The sequence below is a fragment of the Aeromonas sp. s6 genome (assembly GCF_040907815.1).
Taxonomy (GTDB): domain Bacteria; phylum Pseudomonadota; class Gammaproteobacteria; order Enterobacterales; family Aeromonadaceae; genus Aeromonas; species Aeromonas caviae.
This window is the reverse complement of sequence record NZ_JBFOCN010000078.1, coordinates 1-22,449: the sequence shown is the minus strand read 5'-3', so window position 1 is coordinate 22,449 and position 22,449 is coordinate 1. Positions and strand designations below refer to the sequence as shown.

Here is a 22,449-nt window from a genome sequence, read left to right as displayed (position 1 = left end):
GCCAGGGTCAATGACTATAGCAGGGGATTGGTGGGCGGCGTGCCCCTCAGCAGCCCGGCGAGGCGCTCCAGCCCTTCGGCGACGCGGGCGTCGGTGGCGGGCTGGCTCAGGCTGAGGCGTACTCCCTGCGGGGCGGCAAACTGGCCGGCGGCGAAGTGTTCTCCGCTGGCGACCCCCACGTCAAGGGCGTTGGCGGCCTCCGCAAACTCCTGGCTGCGCCAGGGCTCGGGCAGCGGCAGCCAGGCGTGCATGGACCCCGCCTGCCAGCGCGCTCCCGGCAGCAGGTGGCGCAGTAGCTCACCCCGGCGCGCCAGGATTTTTCGCTGGTGTTCGATGAGCGGCATGATCTGGCGCTGGCTCACCAGCTTGCAGGCCAGTTCGATGAGCAGCGGACTCACCATCCAGCTCGACAGCCGCATCGCCTGGGCGAAGCCGTTGCGAAGGGCGGGAGGGGACAACACGAAGCCGACCCGCAGGCCGCCGCAGGCGATCTTGGCGAGACTGCCAAGGTAGATGACCCGCTCCGGTGCCAGGTTGACCAGGGGAGGGATCGCACTTTCGGGCAGCAGGCCGTTGACGTCATCCTCGACGATCAGCAGATCGTGGCGACGGGCGATGGCGACGATGGCGTCGCGCCGCGCCAGGCTCATGGTGGCCGTGGTGGGGTTTTGCAGGGTGGGGGTGAGGTAGAGCAGCTTGGCCCGGCGGGTACGGCACGCGGCATCCAGCGCCTCTGGCAGCAGTCCCTCCTCATCCATCGCCAGCCCCACCACCTGATTCTTGAGCTGGCGTGCATTACCCAGCATGCCGGGGTAGCTCAGTCCCTCGCAAAACAGGGTCTCTCCCACGCAGCCGGTGGCCAGCAGGGCCAGCATGATGCCGTGCTGGGCACCATGGCTGAACAGCAGGCGATCTTCGCTCGCCGTGATGCCCTGCTCGGCGAGCCAGTCGACGAACAGCTGGCGCTGTGCGGGGCGTCCGGCCTCCTTGTCATAACCGAGCAGGCCGTTGAGATCCCCCTGCGCCAGATCGGTGAGCAGGGGCCTGATGATGGCGCCCCTGTCCAGCTGGACCGGGAGGTTCTGCCACAACTCGATGCGCTGGCTGTCTTCATTGCGGATCACCCATTCGTTGGCGGGATCCGCCGCTCCCCTGACCCAGGTGCCGTGCCCGACCCGGGCCGCCAGCAGGCCCCGTCGCTCCGCCTCGGTGTAGGCGCGGGTGACGGTGCCCACGGTGACCCCCAGCTTGTCTGCCAGAGCCCTGTGGGTCGGCAGCCGGGTCTCGGGTGAGAGGGTGCCGGTGGCGATGGCCTGCTCGATGGCTTTGACCAGTTTGAGGTAGAGGGGCCCCTCGAAAGGGGTGAGGTCGGGCGTCCAGATTGTCATGGTGACAATAAATCCATTGATCCAAGATTGTCCGCAATATAGCGTGATTATCAGTCTTTACACAACCAACAAGCACACATTGTATCGGTACAATGTGGCGAGAAAGGAGTCTCCCCATGACCATCGAATGGTATGCCACCCTGTTTGGCTTCGCCCTGCTCACCTGCGGCACGCCCGGGCCGAACAACCTGATGTTGACGGCGTCCGGCGCCAACTTCGGCGTGCGGCGCACCCTGCCCCATCTCATCGGGGTGGCGGTGGGCCAGCCTGTGTTGCAACTGGTGCTGGCGCTCGGCTTCTATCCGCTGTTCGAGCGCTGGCCCCTGCTCAAGCTGAGCCTGCAGGTGCTGGGCAGCCTCTACCTGCTCTGGCTGGCGTGGCGCATCGCGGTGGCAGGCGCCCCCGGAGATCCCGCCAGCCGTGCCCGCCCCTTGACTCTGCTTGAAGGATTGGGCTTCCAGTTCCTCAATCCCAAGGCGTGGATGATGGGGATCTCGGCCATCAGTCTGTTCAGCCTGCCGGGGAGCGACTACTGGCCGAGCATGTGGGGCATCATGAGTGTCTTCCCCATGGCGGGGTTCCCGGTCTGCTTCGCCTGGGTGATGTTTGGCCATCAGCTCAGTCGCTGGATCAACTCGGACAAGGGGTGGCGTCGTCTCAACGGCAGCCTGGGTGCCTTGACCGCCCTGTGCGTGGTGATGCTCTGGTATTAACAGCGTCTTGATTATTCATGCAAAGAAAATGCATTGCTGACCTTGTCGTCAGGGCGTCGGCTCTGCATATTAGGAGGCTTGCCGTATCTGAACGAGGTTGAGATGGATCTGAACTGGTTGCTCCCCCTGGCGGGCTTTGCCCTTATCACCTGTGGCACGCCGGGCCCCAACAACATGCTGCTCACCAGTGCCGGGGCCGCCCAGGGGTTTCGCCGCTCCGTGCCTCTGCTGGTGGGGGTGGTGGGGGGCATCAACCTGATGATCCTGGCCACGGCCCTGGGGCTTGGGGTGGTGTTCGAGCGTCTGCCCCTGCTGCACGACGGCCTCAAGCTGGTGGGGTCGGCCTACCTGCTCTGGCTGGCCTGGAAGGTGGCCAACGCCAGTGGCCCGGCGGAGGGGAACCGGCCGCTCATCCCGGCCCATCAGGGGGCCATGCTGCAACTGCTCAATCCCAAGGCCTGGATGATGGCGCTCTCCGCCATCAGCGGCTTCACCCTGGCGGGGGAGGCTTACTGGCCGTCCGCAGGCTGGGTGCTCGGCATTTTCTTCGTGACCGGCCTCTATACCGGCGCCTTCTGGGTGCTGTTCGGTGCCCAGGTGCGCCGCCTCATCCGCACCGCCACCGGCTGGCGTCGTTTCAATCTGGGCATGGGGCTCGCCACGGCGGCCTGCGTGCTGATGATCTGGGTTTAGGCCTCGGCCTGAGCCTTTACCGGCTGTCTTGTTGGCCCTTCGGGGCCTTTTTTATTGCCGGGGCGGTGCGATCAAACGCGCCCCCTGAGGGATTGCAGCATTGGTTTGCACCATCGGGTTACATAAGGAGATCCCATGAAATGTATCGGTCTGCTGGGTGGCATGAGCTGGGAGTCCACCGTCAGCTATTACCAGGCCCTCAACCGGGGGGTACGCGAGCGGCTCGGCGGTCTGCACTCGGCGCGGGTGCTGCTGAGCAGCGTGGATTTTGCCGGGATAGAGCGGTTGCAGCACGCCGGTGACTGGCCCGCCACCGCCCGTCTGCTGGCGGCCGAGGCCAGGGCCATCCAGGCCGGTGGCGCCGATTTTCTGCTGATCGGGACCAACACCATGCACAAGGTGGCGCCGGAGATCGAGGCCGCCATCGACATTCCCCTGCTCCACATCGCCGATGCCACGGCCCATCGCCTCCAGGCCGACGGGGTGACCCGGGTAGGCTTGCTCGGCACCCGCTTCACCATGGAGCAGGATTTCTACAAGGGGCGGCTCCAGGAGCGCTTCGGGCTGGAGGTGCTGGTGCCTGATGACGCTGCACGGGAGCGGGTGCACCGCATCATCTATGACGAGCTCTGCCTCGGCGATATTCGCGAGTCGTCTCAGGCCGAGTATCTGGCCATCATCGCCGATCTGGCACAGACCGGTGCCCAGGCGGTGATCCTGGGTTGCACCGAGATCGCCCTGCTGGTGGGGGCGTGCCAGGCCGCCGTGCCTCTCTATGACACCACCGCCATCCACGCCGAAGCCGCGGTGACGCTGGCCCTTGCCTGATGTGGTGCGGGCGGGGTGAGGGGGCGCCCCTCTCGGCGCCCCGCCTGTTTTTTCCTCCTTTCATAACTGTGAGTCAGCCTTCATTTCAGCAGGGCTGAAGCCGTTTTTATTGTCAATCGGCTCACATTTCCTCTTTTTGTCTCTTGAGTCCGGGGCATCAGACGCCTAGTTTTCGATCACTGAAACGATTCAGCTTTCACAAAAACAAGAGACACGAGGATAAATCCATGTTGAAGAAACTCTCCATTGCCGTGCTGCTCGCCCTGGGCGCCACCGCGGGTCACGCCGCCGAATTTCTGCTGACCGACTCCCAGCAAGGGCTGGATGTGGGTGACTGGAAGATCACCAGCGAGAAGCTCGGTATCAAGAGCCCGGTTCCCTTCACCATCGAGAAGAAACGCCTGCACGGCGGCCGCCAGGAAGGGGTGGATCTGCTCATCGTCGACAACGGCGTCATGAAGATCACCCTGGTGCCGACCCGCGGCATGGGGATCAAGGAGGTCAAGGCGGCGGATCTGCGCCTCGGCTGGGATTCACCGGTCAAGGAGGTGGTCAATCCCGCCTTCATCGATCTCGAGAGCCGTGGCGGCCTCGGCTGGCTCGACGGCTTCAACGAGATGCTGGTGCGCTGCGGCTACGAGTGGACGGGTCATCCCGGGGTGGATGACGACGGCCGCCTCAAGAGCCTGCATGGCCGGGTGCAGAACATTCCCGCCTCCGTGGTCAGCGTGACCGTGGACGAAGAGCCGCCCTATGCCATCCACGTGCTGGGCCGGGTGGACGAGCGCACCTTCAAGATGAGCGAACTGGTCACCTGGACCCAGCTGAGCGTGGTGCCCGGTCAGGCGGAGTTTGCCCTGCAGGACAAGCTGACCAACCACGCGGACTACGAGAACGAGTACCAGATCATCTATCACGGCAACTTCGGGGCCCCCATTCTGGAGGAGGGAGCCAGGGTGAGCACGCCGGTGAAGCAGATCTCCCCGTTCAATGACTACGCCAAGGCCGGACTCAAGGGCTGGCAAACCTATCTGGGGCCCACCAAGGGCTTCGACGAGATGGTGTTCAACCTGGTGCCCTACAGCGACGCCGACGGCAATACCCTGGCAGTGCTGAACAACCGGGCCGGCAACGCCGGAGTGGCGGTGGGCTACAACACCAGACAGCTGCCGGTGCTGACCCTGTGGAAGAACACCGACACCCGGGCCCAGGGCTATGTGACCGGCATCGAACCCGGTACCAGCTATGCCTACAGCACCAAGTACCAGCGCCCGCTCGGGCTGGTCCCCAAGATCCAGCCGGGGGAGACCAAGACCTTCGATCTGACCTATCGCCTGCTGCAAAATGCCGACGAGGTGAAGCAGGCCCTGGCCCAGGTGGAGAAGATCCAGGGCGGTCGGGCCACCGAGCTGCGCGCGCAACCCCTGGTCAAGCTGCCATAAGGGAGAGACGCCCAGCAAAAAGCCGCTCCATGAGCGGCTTTTTCATATCAGGCCCGTCGATCAGACGTGGCTGTACATGGCTTCTATCTCGCGCTGGTACTTGGCCTCGATGATCTTGCGGCGCAGCTTCATGGTGGGGGTGATCTCCCCGAGCTCCATGGAGAAGGCGCTCGGCAGCAGGGTGAACTTCTTCACCTGCTCGAACTTGGCCAGCTCCTTTTGCAGATCCTGAATGCGAGCCTCGAAGAACTCCATCACTCGGGAGTGGCGCAGCAGCTCGGTCTTGCACTGGTACTGCAGGTTGATGGAGCGGGCGTACTCCTCCAGGGACTCGAAGCAGGGCACGATGAGCGCCGACACGAAGTGGCGGGCATCGGCGACGATGGCAATCTGCTCGATGAAGCGATCCTTGCCGAGGGTCCCTTCGACCAGTTGCGGCGCCACGTACTTGCCGTTGGAGGTCTTCATCAGCTCCTTCAAGCGCTCGGTGAAGTAGATGTTGCCCTCGTCATCCAGCTCGCCTGCATCGCCGGTGCGCAGGAAGCCATCCTCGGTCATCACCTCGGCGGTGGCCTCCGGCTTGTTGTAGTAGCCACGCATCACGGTGGGGGCGCGCACCAGCAGTTCGTTGTTCTCGCCGAGTCTCACCTCGATGCCGTTTAGCGCCGTGCCAATGGAGCCCAGCCTGAACTGGGTGTCTTCATAGCAGCAGACGGTGGCGGTGGTCTCGGTCATGCCGTAGCCGTACTTGAGGTTGAGCCCCATGGCCTGGAAGAAGAGATTCACCTCGTCCGCGAGACGGGCGCCCGCCACCGGCAGGAAGCGGGTGCGACCGCCGAAACGGGCGCGCAGATTGCGAAACACCAGGCGCTCGGCAAGCCAGAGCTGGCCATAGAGCAGGGGAGAGGCGGACTTGCCCGCCTGACGGGTGGCGACCATCTGTTTGCCCACCCGGGTGGCCCAGCCGAACAGGGCGCGGCGCAGGCGCGGCGCCTGGGCGACCTTGGCCTGGATCATGGCGTAGGCCTTCTCGTAGAGGCGGGGCACGGCGCACATCACGGTGGGCTTCACCTCGCCGATGACATCCATCACCTTCTGCGGGTCGCGAATGTAGACGTTCTCGGCGCCGCAATAGAGCACGTAGTAGCTCCAGGCTCGCTCGAACACATGGCTCAGCGGCAGCATGCAGAGGGAGACATCCTGCTCGCTGAGGTCGAGGCGAGCGTCATGCATCTCGAAGCAGGCGGCCATGTTGGCGAAATCGAGCATGACCCCCTTGGGTTCGCCCGTGGTGCCCGAGGTGTAGATGAGGGTCAGCAGGTCGTCCATGCGGTAGTGGCGCTCGCGCTCGCGCAGCACCAGCTCGCTGGGTTGGTGGTTGCCGGAGACGAGGAAGGTCTGGAAGTGGCTGGCCGAGGCGCAGCCGCGCAGATCGACGGTGCCGTCCAGGGCGACGATGTGGCTTATCTCGCCGCTGTCGATGAGGTGCAGCGCCTGATCGAACTGGGGCTGCTCCCCCACGAACAGCATCCTGATGCCGGCATCCTTGACGATGTAGCGCAGCTGATCGAGGGTGCTGGTGGGGTAGATGGGCACGCTGACGCCGCGGGCGGCCAGGATGCCGAGGTCGGCCTGGGTCCACTCGGGCATGTTGCGGGCATAGATGCCGACCATCTCGCCGGACTGGTGGCCCGCCCGGATCAGGCCCTGGGCGCAATAATCCATGGCCTGACCCAGGGTTCGCCAGCCGATGGCGCGCCACTGGCCATCCTGCTGGACGCGCAGGGCGGCCTTGTTGCCAAGGCGGGCAATACGCTCACGCATCACTCTAACCAGATGAAACTGCGACATCTCACGCATCCTCAAGTAACAGTTGTGCGCCCGCAGGGGCACCAAAATCGGGGCTGGAGTTTAAACTCTAACATTACAGCTTACAAGTGTGCGCCATTTGTCCTGGATCACAAAGTCGTCAACCAGATGAGAGTGAGGCATGATAGGGGGCAGGGATCGGATTCATTCAGGGAGTTGCACCATGAATATCGGGATCAAGAGCCTGTTCACCGGCGTGTTGCTGCTGTTGGCGGGGGCTGGCGCCCTCTGGTATTTGCTGGGGGGCGCGGGGGAGCAGGATAATCCCTGGCTGAGTGGCGCCGAGGGCTATGAGCAGGCGCAGCGGCTGGCGCTGAGGGAAGGATACCCCTTGCTCTACGTGATCGAGCGCGCCAAGTGCCGACGCTGCAAGGCGCTGAATACCAGGCTGTGGCGTGCCCCCGAGATGCAATCCGCCCTGGCGAAGTTGGTGAAGGTGCGACTCAACCCGGATGCGGGGGATGGCAGCGAGCACATTCTGCGCCGCTTCCCCCAGGTTGCGACGGCCCCTGGCATCTATGTCCAGCGACCGGGTGAGCCGCTTCGCCCCATCAAGATCGCGGTGGATATCGAACAGATCTGGATGCCCGGCGTCACCTATGGTCGCGGCTTCTTCATGCCCCTCTCGGGAGCCGCCTTCGAGGCCGTGCTGAGGGTGACCCTGAGCCTGGAAGACCCCTCCATCGACAACGCGCCCCTGCCCTGAGGGGGGAAGCGAAGCGGGGGAGTCAGGGAGGTCAGAGGGGGGCGCCCGCTGACGGCGGTCTGCTGCGGGTTGTCAGCCGAAGTCGAACAGACGGGACATCAGCACGGCATCCTCCCTCTCCTGCCCGGTGCCATAGTAGTCGGCGCGGCGGCAATATTCGGCAAACCCCTCGCTCTCGTAGAGGTTGATGGCGGTGCGGTTGCCGGCCCTGACCTCCAGGAACCAGGCCTCGGCCTTGCCGGCCTTGCTGCGGGCCAGGTACTCCCTGAGCAGCGCCCGCCCCAGCCCCTTGCCCTGAAAATCGGGATGCACGCAGATGTTCATCAGGGAGCTGTCTCCCGCCACCAGATCCGAGATGTAGAAACCGGCCGGTCGTCCGTCCACCAGCATCAGGCCGTTGAGATAGCGCGGCCCGAAGCAGGAGAGCAGGTTGGCCTGGCTCCAGGGCTCCTGGTGGGCGGCCTGCTCGATGGGGTAGATGGCTTCGAAGTCCGATTCGAGCAGGGGGCGAAAGTGGGGCAAGAGGTCAGACATGGTCACTCCGGACGGGATTCAGGCTTGCGATGGACACCATGGCCGTGCCATGGTCGTGAGCATCAAGGGGTGTGGCGCTGCCGGCACTGCTGCCAGAGGGCGCGCTTGTGCGCCCCATCGGGCTTGAGCGGGCAGACCAGGGCATCGGGCCAGCGAGGGTCCGGCGCCGTCAGCCAGAGCAGGGGCGAAGTGGCCCCCGCGGGCAGGGAAGGCATCTCGGACAGCAGGGAGACCTCGTCTGTGCCAAGGCCGAGCCAGCGGCAGATGTCCCCGAGCAGGGAGGGCGCGGGCAGCGTCTCGGCCAGCAGCCAGAGCTTGCCGGTCGGCAGAGGGGCAGTCTCCTGCGGGGCCAGCACCTCGTCGGCGGGCGTGTTTGCCGGCTGCGCGGCGCCGTCGGGGCTGGTGCCTCCCGCCAGGAGTCGGCCTCTTTGTTGCCAGAGGGGGATGCCCATGCGGGCCAGGATGCGCTGGCGCAGCGGGTCCAGCAGGGGATCTTGCATGGCGAAGGCTCACTCTTGATCTGCGTTGGGGTAAATAATGATGCGCAGAGTACACTCTCGCGGGATTTGCTGCACCCCGGACGTGCGCTTTTCGCCCTGTGGCGATGGCAAACGAGCGCCTCCCCGGGGGCAGAGATGACAGACAATGAGAGTGGAGCGGGGCCAGAGGCCGGACCCCGTCACCACGGATGACCTATCAGCTTCGGAACTGTGCCTATGCCGCCTTTAGCCCAGAATACTGTTCGTGCCACCCCCATTCATGAGCGCCTGCCACGGCTCCTTTCCGCCCTTGGCGAGGGACTGTATGAGCGCCAGGATGCCCTGCGGCTCGGCCTGCTGGCGGCCCTGAGTGGCGAGAGCGTCTTTCTGCTGGGCCCCCCGGGCATCGCCAAGAGCCTGATCGCGCGGCGCCTCAAGCTGGCGTTTCAGGATGCCCGCCATTTCGAATACCTGATGACCCGTTTCAGTACGCCGGAGGAGGTGTTCGGCCCCCTCTCCATCCAGGCGCTCAAGGAGGATGGCAAGTACCTGCGGTTGACCAGCGGCTACCTGCCGGAGGCCGAGGTGGTCTTCCTCGACGAGATCTGGAAGGCGGGCCCCGCCATCCTCAACACCCTGCTCACCGCCATCAACGAGCGGCAGTTTCGCAACGGCGACAGCCAGCACCCCATTCCCATGCGGCTGCTGGTCACCGCCTCGAACGAGCTGCCGGCCCCGGACAGCGGGCTGGAGGCGCTCTACGACCGCATGCTGGTGCGGGTCTGGATGGACAGGGTGCAGGAGAAATCCAACTTCCAGGCCATGCTGGCGAGCGATGGCCAGTCCCATCAGAACCTGACCCCCTCGGTGCAGATTCGGGGGGAAGAGTACGACGCCTGGCAGGATGCCATCGAGCAGGTGCGCCTGCCGGACGCCTGTTTCGAACTCATCTACCAGCTGCGCCAGCAGCTCGACAGTCTACTCGGGCACGGCTGCTATGTCTCGGATCGGCGCTGGAAGAAGGCGGTGCGGCTCATCAAGGCGAGCGCCTTCTTCAATGGCCGCGACGAGGTGGCTCCCCTGGATCTGCTGCTGTTCAAGGATTGCCTCTGGCACGACGAGGCTTCCCGCACCGCGCTGCTGGAGATGATCGGCGAGTTTTCCCGCCTCTACGGTTACCAGCAACTGGCGCTGACCCGGGAGCTGCTCTCCCTGCGCGAGCAGTTCAAGCAGTTGCAGGGGGCGGTCGCCCTGCGCATCGGCTGCAAGGCTGTCAAGCGCAAGCAGTGGTTCGGCCGCCGCGCCCGCGGCACCGAACTGCCGCTGGCCAACGCCAGGCCGTTCGGCAAGCTGGTGCACTTCCAGCTGCTCACCCCGGCGCCCCTGGATGGCAGTGATCCCGAACGCCTCACCGGCACCCTCACCTTCGATCGCACCTTGCTCTCTCACTGGCACCCCACCGGGGAGGCGCTGGTGGGCTGGCCCCTCGGCAACCCCAAGGAGGGGCACTACGAGCTGGTGCTGGACGAGCAGTTGCGGCTGCACGTGCTGGATATCCAGCGCCAGCCCGTGCCCTTGATGCTGGTGGAGCGCACCCCCATCCCCGAGGTGGTGATGGCCCCCTGGCTGTCGGCCCTGGACGACCTGACGGGCCAGGTGAACCGGGTGCTGCAAAACCTCAAGGGCCAGCGCAACCTGTTCGACCGTCACCAGCCCCATCTGTTCGTGGGGGACCACTGGCTGCGTCAGGTGGAGGACAGCTTCTTCGTGCTGAGCCGGGACCTTGAGCGGCTGGGGGCCGAGCTGCAGCAGTGGCGGGATCGTCTGCCTCTTCTCGATGCACAGGGGTGACGTCGCGCCTGACGTGGGATTGGTGAAATAAACAGGATGAAAAACATGTTTCGTCAGCATGATACTCCATCACATCTCAACGTCCGGGGTGGCCCATGCTAGAGATCGGCATGATGGACCTGGGGCTGCTCATGGGGGAGGGGGAGCTGGCGGGGGAGATGGCGCTGCTGCTTGCCTCCACCCCCAAGATCTCCGAGTTCCTCAAGCGCTCGCCCCTGCAGGGGAAGCTGCTCAGAAAGCGCATCCAAACCTGGAGCGAACAGCTTGGGGAGGAGATGCGTCACAAGCCGGGGCCGGTGGCCCTCGAGCGGGAATACCTGCTCTATCAGGCCCACCGGCAACTGCCCCTGCCGGAGCTGGTGGGGCGCCTGCCCGCCTTGCTGGAAGCCCTTGAGCAGCACAGCCCCTTTGCGGGGGATGCCCGCAGCCTGGTGCGCCAGATAGTGGCCCAGCCCACCGAGGGGCTGCGCCAGCTCTTCATCGAGAAGTGGCGTGCCAGCCTGGTGGGCAGCCTGTTGCAGTTGCAGCAGCAGATAGCGGAGGCGGAGCGGGAGAAGCAGCGCCAGGAGATAGAGGATCAACTGCTGGCCAACCGGACCCTGGCCGATGCCCTGGATCCGCACCAGATCTCCGCCGGGGGGCTCTGGGATCTGGCCCAGGGGAGCTGGCACAAGCGCAGCCTGGCGCTGGTGAAGCAGTACGCCCGCATGTTGCAGCAGGAGCCTCTGCTCGCGGAGATCGCCGCCCTGCTTGGGCGCAGCGAGCGGGAGCGGCGCAGCGAGGACAGGACGCTGCCGCCGGTACCTGTGCACGAGCTGGAGGAGGTGCAAAGTGACGATGTGCCCGACGATCTGGTGGGGGTGCACCCGGCCAGCGATCTGATGCGCCTCCTGCCGAGCGAGGCGGTGATGCTGGCGCTGCCGGAGCTGGAACTGGAGTTCTATCGCCGTTATCTGGAGCGGCGCCTGCTGAGCTACCAGTCGCGGGGCACCCTGCCGCGCCAGCGTCTGATGCTGCGCTCCCCCGAGCAGGGAGGGCAGGAGGTGCAGCCGCGTGGCCCTTTCATCGTCTGCGTCGATACGTCAGGTTCCATGGGGGGCTATCCGGAGGAGTGTGCCAAGGCGCTGTTTCTCGCCCTGCTCAAGGGGGCGATGGAGGAGAAGCGGGGCTGCTATCTGATGCTCTTCTCCACCGAGGTGGCGACCCTGGAGATCACCGCCGACACCGGGCTTGAGAAGGCGGAGCGCTTTCTCTCCATGAGTTTTCACGGGGGGACCGATCTGGTGCCCTGCCTGGAGCAGGCCCTGACCCAGCTCGAACAACCCGCCTTTGCCAAGGCCGACGTGCTGGTGATCTCCGACTTCATCGCCCAGAACCTGCCCCACGCCCTGCTCGAGCGGATGAACCGGCGACGGGCGCAGCAGACACGCTTCCATGCGGTCGCCATGTCCCGTCACGCCAAGGCGGCTATTTTGCGGGTGTTCGACAACAGCTGGCTGCTCGATTGCGGCCTGCGTGGACGCCTGCTGCGGCGCTGGCAGCGCCATTGAGGGTGCTCAGGCTCAGAGAGTGGGCCTGTGGTAGAGGCCCCGTTCGTTGACCTGCTCCTGATCCAGCAGCGGCTGACCGCTTGGCTGGGCAATATAAAAACCCCGCTTGCCGCTGCGCTTGACCCTGTACATGGCCTGATCCGCCCGGGCCAGTGCCGCGCCGAAATCGTCCTGGGGCCGGATGGCCGCAATTCCCATGCTCAGTCCCACCGAGGCGTCCCCGTTGGGCAGCTCGAAGGGGGTGGCGATGGCATCGATGCACTGGCGGGCGAGGTGGCTGGTGCGGGGATCGTCGCACGCCCAGGGCAGCAGCAGCACGAACTCGTCCCCGCCGATGCGCCCCAGCCGTACCTCCTCGGCGCAGCAGTGGCGAAGGCGCTGGGCAAGGGAGACCAGCAGTTCGTCACCTGCCCGGTGGCCCAGGTTGTCGTTCACCAGCTTGAAGTCATCGAGATCGATGAAACAGATGGCCTGGTACTCCCCGGGAAAGTGGCGGTGCAGCGCGGTGCGGTTGAACAGGCCGGTGAGGGGATCCCGGTGGGCAAGCTGAGCGAGCTGCTGCTCGTACTCCTTCTCGTGGGTGATGTCGATGTGGGTGCCCATCACCCGGACGGGGTTGCCCTGATCATCCCGCTCCACCACCCGGCCCCGGTCCAGCACCCAGGTGGTCTTGCCATCCTTGCCGATCATCCGGTGCATCGCCTGATAAAACGGGCTCTTGCCCTCCAGATGGTCGAAGAAGGCCTGCAGCACCTGCTCCCTGTCCTCCGGGTGCAGGTGGGCGCGCCAGACGTCGAAGTGGGCCGACAGCTCCTTGGGCTGGTAACCGAGCATGGAGCCCCAGCGGCGGTTGAAGATGATGAGTTTGCCGGTGGGCACATGGTTCTGCCAGATGCACAGGCCGGTGCCGTCCATAGCGGCGTCCAGCTTCTCCCGCGCGTCATCCGCGATGCGTTTGAGACGCTCGTTCTCCAGCAACAACCTGTCGTAAGCCTCCCTCAGCTCCTCGTAGGTCATTCCTCATCCCTTCCCCTGTTCGAAAGCATATATAGTCGATGCACTCTCTCCTTCTGTAAAGAAGGGGATAGGGGAGGCTCTCGTCCGATATGAGGCGTTTTCCCACCCTCTGACGGCTGTGCGCCCAGAGTCTGTGGGGATATGATGACAGCGGTGAGCGCGGCGTCCGGCCAGTGAAGAGGAGAAAATGTCCGCATGAAGATCCTGATGGGAGGTGGTCTGTTGCTGGGGGTTGCCCTGGCCCAGGCGACGCCACTGGCTGGGTACGAGTTGCAACTGGCGTTGCAGCGACTGGAAGAGTCGACGATGCCGGTGCAGGTATTTCGCGAGCGCGTCGCCGCCCTGACTGCCGAACAGGCACACTATCCGCCCGAGGTGCAGGGCCGCCTTGCCCGGCTGCAGTGCTGGGCCCAGCCGAGTGAACGAGACGAGGAGTTTCGCCGCGCGGTGGCGTTTGCCGAGCAGGGGCTGGCGCAGGCCCGTGCCCGCAAGGACAGGGTCACCGAGGTGGGGTTGCTCGCCTGCCGCGGGTATCACCGGCAACTGCTCGGCAACATGGCCGGGGCGGGGGAGGATTACGACGCCGCCCTGACCCTGGCTCGCCGACTCGGGGATGAGCGTCAGCGTGCCGACATCCTGAGCCTGCGGGGGGAGATGTACTCCTACCAGGGGGAGCTGGCGGAGGGGCTGATGGATCTCATCGATGCCCACCAGCGATACGAGGCGCTCGGGCTGGAGGCCAAGGGGCGCGAGGTGCTCGCCAATATTGCCAATGCCTATCGCAGGATGGGGCTCTATGAGCGGGCCGAGAGCTATTTCAAGGAGCTGGAGCACGACTACCGGCAGCTCGGGGTCGAGGAGTACCTGGTGGACATTCACAGCCAGCAGGGGCTCCTCTACATCGACACCGAAGAGTACGACAAGGCGCTGCCCCTGATGGCCGAAGCGGAGCGTTACTATCTGGGATCAAACCAGGAAGGGGTCCTGGCCTGGAGCCGGATAGAGCTGGCCACCATCCTGCAGAAACAGGGCAAGCCGGACCAGGCCATGACCAAGCTCGATCAGGCGGCAGCCTCCCTTCATCAGGGGGAGGGGGCGGACAGCGTCACCCTGGGCCACTGGCACCTCGTCATGGCCGAGGTCCTCGAGGCCCTGAACCGACCCGGCGAGGCGCTGCGGCACCTGGACGAGGCCGAGCCCATCTTTACCCGGGAGCAGAACCTGCGTTTCCTCGCCCGGGTGCATGAGACACGGGCCCGGGTGCTGGAGCGTCAGGGGCATATCCAGTCGGCCCTCACCAGCCTCAAGACCTATGTCGAGACCCGCCAGGCCCTCGAGCTCAGATTGCGGGAACAGCGCTCCTTGCAGATGCGTTTCGAGTTCGATCTCGCCCGCAAGGAGCTGGAAAACCAGACCCTCAGGTCCCAGCAGCAGTTGCAGGCGGAGAAACTCAAGCAGTTGCAGGAGCGGCGCTACTGGCAATACCTGGTGGTGGCCCTGCTGCTGGTGGTGATGGGCACCCTGGTGGTGCACCAGCGCGGGCGCACCCGCAAGATGCAGCGCCTCGCCATGACGGACGAACTGACCGGCATCCACAACCGGCGCCAGATCCAGGCCAAGGGGCGCAAATGGTTCACCCAGGCCCGGGAGGAGGGCAAACCCCTGTGCGTGCTGCTGCTGGATGTGGATCACTTCAAGAAGGTGAACGACCAGCTGGGCCACCACGTGGGGGACAGGGTGCTCACCGCCGTGGCCCAGTGCATCGAGGAGCAGTTGCGCAGCCTCGACAGGGTGGGGCGCAACGGCGGCGAGGAGTTTCTGGTGCTGCTGCCGGATACCCTCCTGGGCGAGGCCGTCGAGGTGGCGGAGCGGATCCGCCTCGCCGTCGCCTGCCTCGAGATTGAGGGGGTGCCTGCGGATCACCCCATCCACATCAGCATCGGCTGCGCCCAGTACAAACCCGAGGATGACAACCTGGGCGAGCTGGTACGCCGGGCCGACGAGGCCATGTACCAGGCCAAGCTGGCGGGGCGCAACCGGGTGATGACGGCCCGGTGAGGTCGACCCCGGGCCCCCGTGATAGCGGGCTGGGTATTTTTCACTCGCGCGGGTATAATGCCGCGCAATTTTGCTTTGACCCGGGGCCAGACCCATGTAATGCAACGCGCTTCTCCTGTCTCCACCGGCGGTCACTGACCCGCCCGCGTGGTGTCGTTGTCTGCATGGGCGCCCTGATTCCAAGGTGCTGTCCCGCATTTTTCCCACGGTGGCTCCAGGCCGCCGCTCAATAGAAGAACGTCGAATTATGTCAGCTGAATTTCTGAGTGAAGTCTCCAAGAGACGCACTTTTGCGATCATCTCGCACCCGGATGCGGGTAAAACCACCATCACCGAAAAGGTCCTGCTGTTCGGACAGGCCATTCAGCGCGCCGGTACCGTCAAGGGCCGTGGCTCGGGCCAGCACGCCAAATCCGACTGGATGGAGATGGAGAAGCAGCGCGGTATCTCCATCACCACTTCCGTGATGCAGTTCCCCTACGCCGACTGCCTGGTCAACCTGCTCGATACCCCGGGTCACGAGGACTTCTCCGAAGATACCTACCGTACCCTCACGGCGGTCGACTGCTGCCTGATGGTCATCGACGCCGCCAAGGGTGTTGAAGACCGGACCCGCAAGCTGATGGAAGTGACCCGGCTGCGCGACACCCCCATCCTCACCTTCATGAACAAGCTGGACCGCGAAGTGCGCGACCCGATGGAGGTCATGGACGAGGTGGAGCGCGAGCTCAACATCATGTGCGCCCCCATCACCTGGCCTATTGGCTGTGGCAAATCCTTCAAGGGTGTCTATCACCTCTACAAGGACGAGACCTATCTCTATCAGAGCGGTCAGGGCCACACCATCCAGGAGAAGCGGGTGGTCAAGGGGTTGAACAACCCCGAGCTGGATGCCGCCATCGGCGACGATCTGGCTGCCCAGCTGCGTGGCGAGCTGGAGCTGGTGCAGGGCGCCTCTCCCGAGTTCGATCACGACGCCTTCATCGCCGGCGAGATGACCCCGGTCTTCTTCGGGACCGCCCTCGGCAACTTCGGTGTCGACCACATGCTGGATGGCCTGACCGACTGGGCGCCAGCCCCCATGCCGCGCAAGGCCGAGAGCCGCGAAGTGGTGGCCACCGAGGAGAAGTTCTCCGGTTTCGTGTTCAAGATCCAGGCGAACATGGACCCGAAACACCGCGACCGTATCGCCTTTATGCGTATCGTGTCAGGTACTTACAGCAAGGGCATGAAGATGCGCCACGTGCGCATCGGCAAGGACGTGAACATCTCCGACGCCGTCACCTTCATGGCCGGTGACCGCGAACAGGCGGTCGAGGCCTGTGCCGGCGACATCATCGGTCTGCACAACCACGGCACCATCCAGATCGGCGACACCTTCACCCAGGGTGAAGATCTCAAGTTCACCGGCATCCCGAACTTCGCACCTGAACTGTTCCGCCGCATCCGCCTGCGTGACCCCCTCAAGCAGAAGCAACTGCTCAAGGGGTTGGTGCAGCTCTCCGAGGAGGGGGCGGTGCAGGTGTTCCGTCCGCTCATCAGCAACGATCTCATCGTCGGTGCGGTCGGTGTGCTGCAGTTCGACGTGGTGGTTTCTCGTCTGAAGAGCGAGTACAACGTCGAGGCCATCTACGAGGCGGTCAACGTCGCCACCGCCCGCTGGGTGGAAGGGAGCGACGTCAAGAAGTTCGAGGAGTTCAAGCGCAAGAACGAGGTCAACCTGGCCCTCGATGGCGGTGACAACCTCACCTACATCGCGCCGACCATGGTCAACCTGCGCCTGGCCCAGGAGCGTCACCCGGACGTTCACTTCCGCCAGACCCGCGAACACTGATCACTCCGCCCGCACCCAGCGGGTGGCTGATGACCAGAGAGACCCCGCTTCGGCGGGGTTTTTTGTTATGGGGCGTTTCATTGGAAGGGGCGTAGATCCCCATCCGGGGCTTGATGAGTGAATAAAAATAAAGGATAAGTGATTTAAATTTCACTCATGGAGAGAGACATGTCCGTCACCCAACCCGTAGAGGCGCAGTTTGCCGCCTACAATGCCCACGATCTCGACGCCTTCGTGGCCTGCTTTGCCCCGGATTTCAAAGGCTATCGCATGCCGACCGAGACGCCGAGCACAGTCGGCAAGGGGGCGCTGCGGGCCTTCTATGCACAGCACAGATTCAACAACCCGCTGCTCAAGGCCGAGCTGCTGTCACGCACTGTCATGGGCAACAAGGTGTTCGATCACGAGCTGATCCACGGCCTCTCCCCCGAGCCCATCGAGAGCGTGGCGGTGTTCGAGGTGAAGGAGGGTCTTATCCAGACCGCCTGGTTCTATTTCCCCTCTTAAACCCGACACTGTATTTGCCATACGGCCCCATCCTATTGCACCGCTGTGCAGGGAAGGGTGACAAGGAGATGCCATGCAGATATTCAAGGCCACGTTGGCCCACATTGAAGAAACCAGCCGTCTGTTTGATGCCTATCGGCAGTTTTATGGGCAAGCGCCGGACAGTGATGAGGCAACCCGATTCATTGGGGAACGCCTTCAGGGGGCGGATTCAGTTATCTTTCTGGCACGCAACGAGGCGGGAGAGTGTGCAGGCTTTGTCCAGTTGTATCCGGCATTCTCTTCCGTCGCGATGAAGAGGATGTGGTACCTCAATGATCTTTATGTCGTCGAGTCAGCTCGCCAGCAGGGGGTGGCAAGAGCGCTGCTGAAACGGGTGGCCAGCTTTGCTAGGGAGACAGATGCCCTGACCGTCAAACTGGCGACGGCTGTCTCCAATCAACCTGCAAAATTACTTTATGAATCAGAAGGGTATCAAAAGGTAATCGCCTTTGATCACTATACCCAACGGGTTGGAGCCTGACAGGCGTTATGTGTCACTGTCCATGAGATGAATGGCAAGCGCTCTTCTGGGGAGGCGCGGTGTCAGCCTGGGGTCGTGATACGGGGTGATCGGGCTCGCGGGGTATCGACAGATTGCCTGTCCGTCCCCCCTTCTACCCTTGCGGGAGAAGGGGGGGTGAGGGGGGAATTGGCGCTTCTGGCTAGAAAGTACGCAGCAATCTGGCGGGGTTGCCGGCATAGGTGCCAGGTACAGTGATGTCCCGGGTCACCACTGCGCCGGCACCGATGACGGCTCCCTGGCATATCCGTACCGGCAAAATGGTGGCGTTTGAACCGATGGATACCCCATCCCCAATGTGGGTTCGGCCCCAACTGGCGGGATCCGGGTCGGGGGCGCCGCTTTGAAAGAGGTCATTGGCAAACATGACGCCGTGACCGATAAAACAGCGCTCACCTATGGTCACATGCTCACAGATAAAGCTGTGGGACTGGATGCGGGTTGCGCGACCTATGGAGACGTTCGACTGTATCTCCACGAAGGGGCCGACAAAGACATCGTCAGCCAGGGTACAGCCGTAGAGATTGACAGGCTCAACCAGCTTCACCCTTTCACCGAAGCTGACATCTCGTATGCCGACAGAGAGTCGGGTTGGTTCACTCATCTCCCCTCCTTCCCGTCGAGCGCCAGTACCATGCAGATCTCGCAGGCGTCGTGGCCCGTGCAGCCAAGGGGCCCAGGCAGGTGTTCGAAGCCCAGGGATTCATAGAGGGCGGTGGCTTCCCGCAGCACGGCGGTGGTCTCCAGATAGCAGCGCTGGTAACCCAGGGCGCGAGCCTCGGCCAGCGCCTGCAACACCAGCCGCCGTCCCAGCCCCAGCCCTCGCAGGGCGGGCAGGAAGTACATCTTCTGCAGCTCGCACACATCCGCTGCCCCCGCCAGCGGCGCTATGCCACCCCCGCCGAGAATGGCGCCGTCCGGTCCCTCAATCACCCAGTAGCGGCTGCGCTCCCCCTGATAGGTCTCGTGGAGAAAATCGAGGTTGGGATCCGCCACCCCGTACCCCTTGTCGGCGGTGAGGCCGTATTCGGCGGAGACGGCGCGCACCACGGCGGCGATCCGGGGATTGTCGGCCGGGGTGATGGGGCGGATGACGAAGCCCTGCTGGCGGCGGGCGCGGGAGAGGGCGCTGCGATAGAGCCGCATGCCCTCCCAGATCTGCTCGCACTCGGCGGGGGAGAGCTGGGCCAGGGCCCCCGCCATGGTCTCGTCCATCTGCCGGTGCAGCTCCTCAAGCTGTGCCTTGCCCGGCTCGGTGAGGCTCGCCTCCTTGCTGCGCCCGTCAGAGGGGTGGGGTTGCCAGGCGATAAGCTCCCGCTCGGCGAGGCGGGCCAGGGGGCGGCTGGCGTTGGATTTGTCGATGCGAAGGCGCTCGGCAAGCTGCTGGTTGGTGGCGGGACCGTTCTCCAGCTCGATGAGCAGGTGGGCCTCCAGGGGGCTCAGGGCCAGCGAGCCGCACTGCTGGGAGAGCATGCCGAGTTCGCGTACCAGTTCCCTTGACAGGGCGCGCAGGGGGCGGGGATCCATGGGGTTGTCTCCTAGTGATGGTATTTGGTTGTTGTACGCAACCAATAGCATCGTTTGGTTGTTGGTGACAACCATTTGCGTGAAAAAGGGTGAAAGGCAGGCAGAAAAAAGGGCCCGGGAGAGGGCCCAAACATTGGAAACCCGCGCGGGGGGCGCGGATCCCATCCTTGGTCAGGCAAGGCGCCGGCGAGGGTTAGACCAGCTCGGCCAGCATGGTGTCGGCATAGGGCACCAGGGCGTCGCCCTGTTTCACCTTGGCGAAGTAGTCCGGGTTGGCGATGAGGGGGCGACCGATGGCGACGAGGTCGAAGCGGTCCGCCTCGATGGCCTCGAGCGCGGTCTCTGCGCTGTAGTTGCCGACCCCCACCAGGTGGCCGTCGTAGCGGGCACGCAGGTAGTCGGAGGCGCGGCCGTCCAGGTAGTCGAAGGTGAGGCTGTCATCGAAGATGCCCAAGTGCAGATAGGCCAGAGTGCGCTGGTTCAGCTCGGCCAGCAGGTGGTCGAACACGGCGCGATCCCGGGCATCCCCCTCCAGGTGCACATAGGCGCCGGGGGAGAGACGAAGGCCGGTGCGATCCCCGCCGATGCGGGCGGCGATGGCATCCACCACCTCCAGCGCGAAGCGGCTCATGTTCTCGGGGCTGCCGCCGTAGTTGTCGGTGCGCAGGTTGCTGGCGTGGTGCAGGAACTGATCGATGAGGTAGCCGTTGGCACCGTGGATCTCCACCCCGTCAAAGCCCGCTTCGATGGCGTTGGCGGCGGCCTGGGCGTAATCCTCGACCAGCTGGGCGATTTCGCTCCCGGTCAGGGCGCGCGGCACCTGATAGACCAGCTCGCGCATGCGCGGCACCGTGCCCTCATGGGCGACGGCGGAGGGGGCCAGCACTTCGGCGTGGTGGAAGAAGGGGTGGGAGAGACGGCCCACGTGCCACAGCTGGGCGAAGATCTTGCCGCCGTTGGCATGCACGGCGCTGGTCACTTTCTTCCAGCCGGCGATCTGTTCGGCGCTGTAGAGCCCCGGGGTATTGGGGTAGCCCTGCCCGTCCGGACGGATGATGGTGGCTTCGGAGATGATGAGGCCGATGTCGGCGCGGCGGCCGTAGTAGGCGGCCATCTGTTCGGTGGGCACCAGACCCGGGCCCGCCATGCAGCGGGTGAGGGGGGCCATCATGAAACGGTTCGCGAGGGTGAGGGTGTCGTTGAGGCGATAGGGCTGAAACAGGGTATTCATGATCGTCTGTCCTGAGGGAGTGATTCTTGAACGGGCATTCAAGACGTTTTTTGGTTTGTGTGCAAGTATTTTTTGAGCAAGCATTCAACATGGATTGACGGGGGAGGCTGGGGTAAACTTGCCGCCCTGTTTTTTCCGTCCCGCGGGACCTTGCCACCGGAGACCCCATGCGCAGCGCCGAATACGATCGGGATGCCGTCTTGCGAAACGCCATGGAAGCCTTTCGCGCCAAAGGCTATGCCAAGACCACCATGCAGGAGCTGGTGGCCGCAACCGGCCTGCACCCGGGCAGCCTCTATGCCGCCTTTGGCAACAAGCGCGGCCTGCTGCTGGCGGCGGTCGATCACTATGTGGCAGAGAAGGGGGCCCTGCGCCGCCGCTGCCTGGCACAGCCCAGCCCGCTGGCGGGGCTGCACGCCTACCTCGAGCAGGTGGTGGACGATGCCCTGCAGGGCTCCTGCCTGCTGACCCGCACCCTGATGGAGCTGGCGGAGCAGGATGAGGAGCTGCACCTTCGCTTCAAGGCCATCTACGGCGAGCTGGAACAAGATCTGGCCGGGCAGCTGGCCCTGGCAAAGGCGAAGGGAGAGCTGGCAAAAGAGGGGGACATCCCCACCCTGACCGCCTTCTTGCAGGTCCATATCCAGGGACTGGTCACCTTCGCCCAGTGCCACCCCGACCGCCCTCTGCTGGCCGGTGTCGTCGCCCGGATGATGAGCGCCCTGCGGGCGTGATGGCGAGGATGGAAACAACAAAGGCTCCCGCGGGAGCCTTTGTTGTTGCTGGGAACTCCCCTCGCAGCAGGGATTTTGCCCCCTTCTCCCCTTGCGGGAGCCATGGTTGTTTCTGGGGGAGGTCGCACGCCGCTTGGTTGTTTGTTCCCTTCTCCCCTTGCGGGAGCCATGGCTGTTTCTGGGGGAAGCCACACGCCGCTGGGTTGTTTGCTCCCTTCTCCCACTTATTTACAAAAGAATGGGAGAAGGGCTGGGGATGAGGTGGAGGGCTCGTGCTCAGCGCAAAGAGAGCAAAAGAAGTTTCAGTACGGCCTCCATCCGACTCAACACATCGTTATTCCACACCCGGATCACCCGAAAGCCCTGCTGATTGAGGTAGGCCGTTCTTGCGCCATCATGTTGCCGTCCGGCCGGTTCGTTGTGCTGTGACCCGTCTACCTCGATGATCAACCTCTGCTCAAGAGAGATGAAATCGACAATGTAGGGCCCGATGGGCATCTGGCGACGGAATTTCACCCCGGCCAGACGGCGGTCGCGCAATTGCAGCCACAGCTTCTGTTCGGCAAGGGTGGCTTCTCGCCTCATGCGCTTGGCAAACGGATGGGTTCTCTTGGTGCCTATCCAGAGCTGTTTGACCCTATTAGATATAGCCATTCCCCGGTCTGGTGACTGAGTGGGTGGCGTCCCCTCACCCTGGCCCTCTCCCCAGAGGGAGAGGGGACAGATCGAGTGACAGTTGTCATCTTGTTGGTCATCTCGGGGCCATCGTGGTGTGGTGTGACATTGAACTGATGAATCGACAGGTCGATGTGCTGGTGGGATGTATTCCGCCCTAAATAGCTGTTCCGAATAGTAGATCACCGGAGGAAGGGAACTCAGTCCAGTTTGTGCGATCTGATTAGTCGCTAAACAAAACAAGCCACACC

The 22,449-nt window shown here is 64.0% G+C and carries 21 protein-coding genes; 12 read left to right on the top strand and 9 right to left on the bottom strand.

All coding sequences use genetic code 11. The features are described 5' to 3' along the window. Positions 1–14 precede the first annotated feature (14 nt). A complete protein-coding gene (locus tag AB5Y50_RS12210) occupies positions 15–1,388 on the bottom strand; it encodes a PLP-dependent aminotransferase family protein (RefSeq protein ID WP_049635927.1) in 1,374 nt (457 codons plus the stop codon). A 116-nt stretch (positions 1,389–1,504) separates the two neighbouring features. Here AB5Y50_RS12210 and AB5Y50_RS12205 point away from each other — a divergent pair, with 116 nt between their 5' ends. The 4 genes from AB5Y50_RS12205 (at position 1,505) to AB5Y50_RS12190 (ending at position 5,064) form a co-directional block, all read left to right on the top strand. After that, the gene (locus AB5Y50_RS12205) at positions 1,505–2,101 is read left to right on the top strand and encodes a LysE family translocator (RefSeq protein WP_039039402.1); all 597 of its coding nucleotides are present in this window, start codon (positions 1,505–1,507) and stop codon (positions 2,099–2,101) included. A 102-nt stretch (positions 2,102–2,203) separates the two neighbouring features. After that, positions 2,204–2,794, top strand: a complete 591-nt coding sequence (locus tag AB5Y50_RS12200; protein ID WP_010672906.1) for a LysE family translocator — start codon at positions 2,204–2,206, stop codon at positions 2,792–2,794. A gap of 135 nt (positions 2,795–2,929) precedes the next feature. After that, the gene (locus tag AB5Y50_RS12195) at positions 2,930–3,622 is read left to right on the top strand and encodes an aspartate/glutamate racemase family protein (RefSeq protein WP_043155387.1); all 693 of its coding nucleotides are present in this window, start codon (positions 2,930–2,932) and stop codon (positions 3,620–3,622) included. A gap of 227 nt (positions 3,623–3,849) precedes the next feature. After that, positions 3,850–5,064, top strand: a complete 1,215-nt coding sequence (locus tag AB5Y50_RS12190) for an aldose 1-epimerase family protein (RefSeq protein ID WP_049635926.1) — start codon at positions 3,850–3,852, stop codon at positions 5,062–5,064. 60 nt (positions 5,065–5,124) lie between these two features. Here AB5Y50_RS12190 and AB5Y50_RS12185 read toward each other — a convergent pair whose 3' ends face one another. Continuing rightward, entirely contained in the window at positions 5,125–6,915 is a 1,791-nt protein-coding gene (locus tag AB5Y50_RS12185) for a long-chain fatty acid--CoA ligase (protein WP_049635925.1), read from the bottom strand. A gap of 181 nt (positions 6,916–7,096) precedes the next feature. On the opposite strand from AB5Y50_RS12185, the gene AB5Y50_RS12180 reads away from it, so the two are divergent. Next, positions 7,097–7,639, top strand: a complete 543-nt coding sequence (locus tag AB5Y50_RS12180; protein WP_039039406.1) for a hypothetical protein — start codon at positions 7,097–7,099, stop codon at positions 7,637–7,639. A gap of 72 nt (positions 7,640–7,711) precedes the next feature. Here the strand turns inward: AB5Y50_RS12180 and rimI are convergent, their stop codons facing one another. Both rimI and AB5Y50_RS12170 read right to left on the bottom strand, forming a co-directional pair. After that, positions 7,712–8,161 carry a ribosomal protein S18-alanine N-acetyltransferase gene (gene rimI / locus AB5Y50_RS12175; RefSeq protein ID WP_029313700.1) on the bottom strand — a complete coding sequence of 150 codons (450 nt, stop codon included), beginning with the start codon at positions 8,159–8,161 and terminating at the stop codon, positions 7,712–7,714. A gap of 74 nt (positions 8,162–8,235) precedes the next feature. After that, positions 8,236–8,673 (bottom strand): DNA polymerase III subunit psi, encoded by a 438-nt coding sequence (locus AB5Y50_RS12170; protein ID WP_049635924.1) that lies wholly within the window; start codon positions 8,671–8,673, stop codon positions 8,236–8,238. 216 nt (positions 8,674–8,889) lie between these two features. Between AB5Y50_RS12170 and AB5Y50_RS12165 the strand changes: the two genes are divergently transcribed. Both AB5Y50_RS12165 and viaA read left to right on the top strand, forming a co-directional pair. Further along, the gene (locus AB5Y50_RS12165; protein ID WP_049635923.1) at positions 8,890–10,503 is read left to right on the top strand and encodes an ATPase RavA domain-containing protein; all 1,614 of its coding nucleotides are present in this window, start codon (positions 8,890–8,892) and stop codon (positions 10,501–10,503) included. A 95-nt stretch (positions 10,504–10,598) separates the two neighbouring features. Continuing rightward, positions 10,599–12,053 carry an ATPase RavA stimulator ViaA gene (gene viaA, locus AB5Y50_RS12160; protein WP_368162912.1) on the top strand — a complete coding sequence of 485 codons (1,455 nt, stop codon included), beginning with the start codon at positions 10,599–10,601 and terminating at the stop codon, positions 12,051–12,053. Between the two features lie 12 nt (positions 12,054–12,065). On the opposite strand, the gene AB5Y50_RS12155 is transcribed toward viaA, so the two are convergent. Further along, positions 12,066–13,070 carry a sensor domain-containing diguanylate cyclase gene (locus AB5Y50_RS12155; RefSeq protein WP_049635922.1) on the bottom strand — a complete coding sequence of 335 codons (1,005 nt, stop codon included), beginning with the start codon at positions 13,068–13,070 and terminating at the stop codon, positions 12,066–12,068. A gap of 195 nt (positions 13,071–13,265) precedes the next feature. Between AB5Y50_RS12155 and AB5Y50_RS12150 the strand changes: the two genes are divergently transcribed. The 4 genes from AB5Y50_RS12150 to AB5Y50_RS12135 all read left to right on the top strand — a co-directional run bounded on the left by AB5Y50_RS12150 (position 13,266) and on the right by AB5Y50_RS12135 (position 17,992). Beyond that, positions 13,266–15,128 (top strand): diguanylate cyclase, encoded by a 1,863-nt coding sequence (locus AB5Y50_RS12150; protein ID WP_049635921.1) that lies wholly within the window; start codon positions 13,266–13,268, stop codon positions 15,126–15,128. A 244-nt stretch (positions 15,129–15,372) separates the two neighbouring features. Next, a complete protein-coding gene (gene prfC, locus AB5Y50_RS12145; protein WP_102949290.1) occupies positions 15,373–16,962 on the top strand; it encodes a peptide chain release factor 3 in 1,590 nt (529 codons plus the stop codon). A 168-nt stretch (positions 16,963–17,130) separates the two neighbouring features. After that, entirely contained in the window at positions 17,131–17,469 is a 339-nt protein-coding gene (locus AB5Y50_RS12140) for a nuclear transport factor 2 family protein (protein WP_043155376.1), read from the top strand. 73 nt (positions 17,470–17,542) lie between these two features. Next, positions 17,543–17,992: an N-acetyltransferase gene (locus AB5Y50_RS12135; protein WP_049635919.1), complete on the top strand. Its 450-nt coding sequence runs from the start codon at positions 17,543–17,545 to the stop codon at positions 17,990–17,992. A 181-nt stretch (positions 17,993–18,173) separates the two neighbouring features. On the opposite strand, the gene AB5Y50_RS12130 is transcribed toward AB5Y50_RS12135, so the two are convergent. From AB5Y50_RS12130 to AB5Y50_RS12120, 3 genes are all read right to left on the bottom strand, one after another. Then, a complete protein-coding gene (locus tag AB5Y50_RS12130) occupies positions 18,174–18,635 on the bottom strand; it encodes an acyltransferase (RefSeq protein ID WP_039039413.1) in 462 nt (153 codons plus the stop codon). Continuing rightward, positions 18,632–19,558, bottom strand: a complete 927-nt coding sequence (locus AB5Y50_RS12125; RefSeq protein WP_043155371.1) for a MarR family transcriptional regulator — start codon at positions 19,556–19,558, stop codon at positions 18,632–18,634. The genes AB5Y50_RS12130 and AB5Y50_RS12125 overlap by 4 nt, the downstream gene beginning before the upstream one ends. 193 nt (positions 19,559–19,751) lie before the next feature. Beyond that, on the bottom strand, positions 19,752–20,789 hold the full coding sequence (locus AB5Y50_RS12120; RefSeq protein ID WP_049635918.1) for an alkene reductase: 1,038 nt from the start codon (positions 20,787–20,789) through the stop codon (positions 19,752–19,754). Between the two features lie 167 nt (positions 20,790–20,956). Here AB5Y50_RS12120 and AB5Y50_RS12115 point away from each other — a divergent pair, with 167 nt between their 5' ends. Then, the gene (locus AB5Y50_RS12115) at positions 20,957–21,523 is read left to right on the top strand and encodes a TetR/AcrR family transcriptional regulator (protein ID WP_049635917.1); all 567 of its coding nucleotides are present in this window, start codon (positions 20,957–20,959) and stop codon (positions 21,521–21,523) included. Positions 21,524–21,799: 276 nt separating this feature from the next. Here the strand turns inward: AB5Y50_RS12115 and AB5Y50_RS12110 are convergent, their stop codons facing one another. Then, complete coding sequence (locus AB5Y50_RS12110; protein WP_080988541.1) at positions 21,800–22,177, bottom strand: endonuclease domain-containing protein; 378 nt, start codon at positions 22,175–22,177, stop codon at positions 21,800–21,802. Between the last annotated feature and the right edge of the window lie 272 nt (positions 22,178–22,449).

Excerpts from the sequence above, each read along its gene's own strand:
- AB5Y50_RS12155 (WP_049635922.1), bottom strand. The coding sequence starts at position 13,070 with ATGACCTACGAGGAGCTGAGGGAGGCTTACGACAGGTTGTTGCTGGAG.
- AB5Y50_RS12135 (WP_049635919.1), top strand. The coding sequence starts at position 17,543 with ATGCAGATATTCAAGGCCACGTTGGCCCACATTGAAGAAACCAGCCGT.
- AB5Y50_RS12205 (WP_039039402.1), top strand. The coding sequence starts at position 1,505 with ATGACCATCGAATGGTATGCCACCCTGTTTGGCTTCGCCCTGCTCACC.
- AB5Y50_RS12165 (WP_049635923.1), top strand. The coding sequence starts at position 8,890 with ATGCCGCCTTTAGCCCAGAATACTGTTCGTGCCACCCCCATTCATGAG.
- viaA (WP_368162912.1), top strand. The coding sequence starts at position 10,599 with ATGCTAGAGATCGGCATGATGGACCTGGGGCTGCTCATGGGGGAGGGG.
- AB5Y50_RS12185 (WP_049635925.1), bottom strand. The coding sequence starts at position 6,915 with ATGTCGCAGTTTCATCTGGTTAGAGTGATGCGTGAGCGTATTGCCCGC.
- AB5Y50_RS12140 (WP_043155376.1), top strand. The coding sequence starts at position 17,131 with ATGTCCGTCACCCAACCCGTAGAGGCGCAGTTTGCCGCCTACAATGCC.
- AB5Y50_RS12210 (WP_049635927.1), bottom strand. The coding sequence starts at position 1,388 with ATGACAATCTGGACGCCCGACCTCACCCCTTTCGAGGGGCCCCTCTAC.
- AB5Y50_RS12180 (WP_039039406.1), top strand. The coding sequence starts at position 7,097 with ATGAATATCGGGATCAAGAGCCTGTTCACCGGCGTGTTGCTGCTGTTG.
- AB5Y50_RS12200 (WP_010672906.1), top strand. The coding sequence starts at position 2,204 with ATGGATCTGAACTGGTTGCTCCCCCTGGCGGGCTTTGCCCTTATCACC.
- AB5Y50_RS12110 (WP_080988541.1), bottom strand. The coding sequence starts at position 22,177 with ATGGCTATATCTAATAGGGTCAAACAGCTCTGGATAGGCACCAAGAGA.
- AB5Y50_RS12195 (WP_043155387.1), top strand. The coding sequence starts at position 2,930 with ATGAAATGTATCGGTCTGCTGGGTGGCATGAGCTGGGAGTCCACCGTC.
- AB5Y50_RS12120 (WP_049635918.1), bottom strand. The coding sequence starts at position 20,789 with ATGAATACCCTGTTTCAGCCCTATCGCCTCAACGACACCCTCACCCTC.
- AB5Y50_RS12130 (WP_039039413.1), bottom strand. The coding sequence starts at position 18,635 with ATGAGTGAACCAACCCGACTCTCTGTCGGCATACGAGATGTCAGCTTC.
- AB5Y50_RS12150 (WP_049635921.1), top strand. The coding sequence starts at position 13,266 with ATGAAGATCCTGATGGGAGGTGGTCTGTTGCTGGGGGTTGCCCTGGCC.
- AB5Y50_RS12190 (WP_049635926.1), top strand. The coding sequence starts at position 3,850 with ATGTTGAAGAAACTCTCCATTGCCGTGCTGCTCGCCCTGGGCGCCACC.
- AB5Y50_RS12170 (WP_049635924.1), bottom strand. The coding sequence starts at position 8,673 with ATGCAAGATCCCCTGCTGGACCCGCTGCGCCAGCGCATCCTGGCCCGC.
- AB5Y50_RS12125 (WP_043155371.1), bottom strand. The coding sequence starts at position 19,558 with ATGGATCCCCGCCCCCTGCGCGCCCTGTCAAGGGAACTGGTACGCGAA.
- AB5Y50_RS12115 (WP_049635917.1), top strand. The coding sequence starts at position 20,957 with ATGCGCAGCGCCGAATACGATCGGGATGCCGTCTTGCGAAACGCCATG.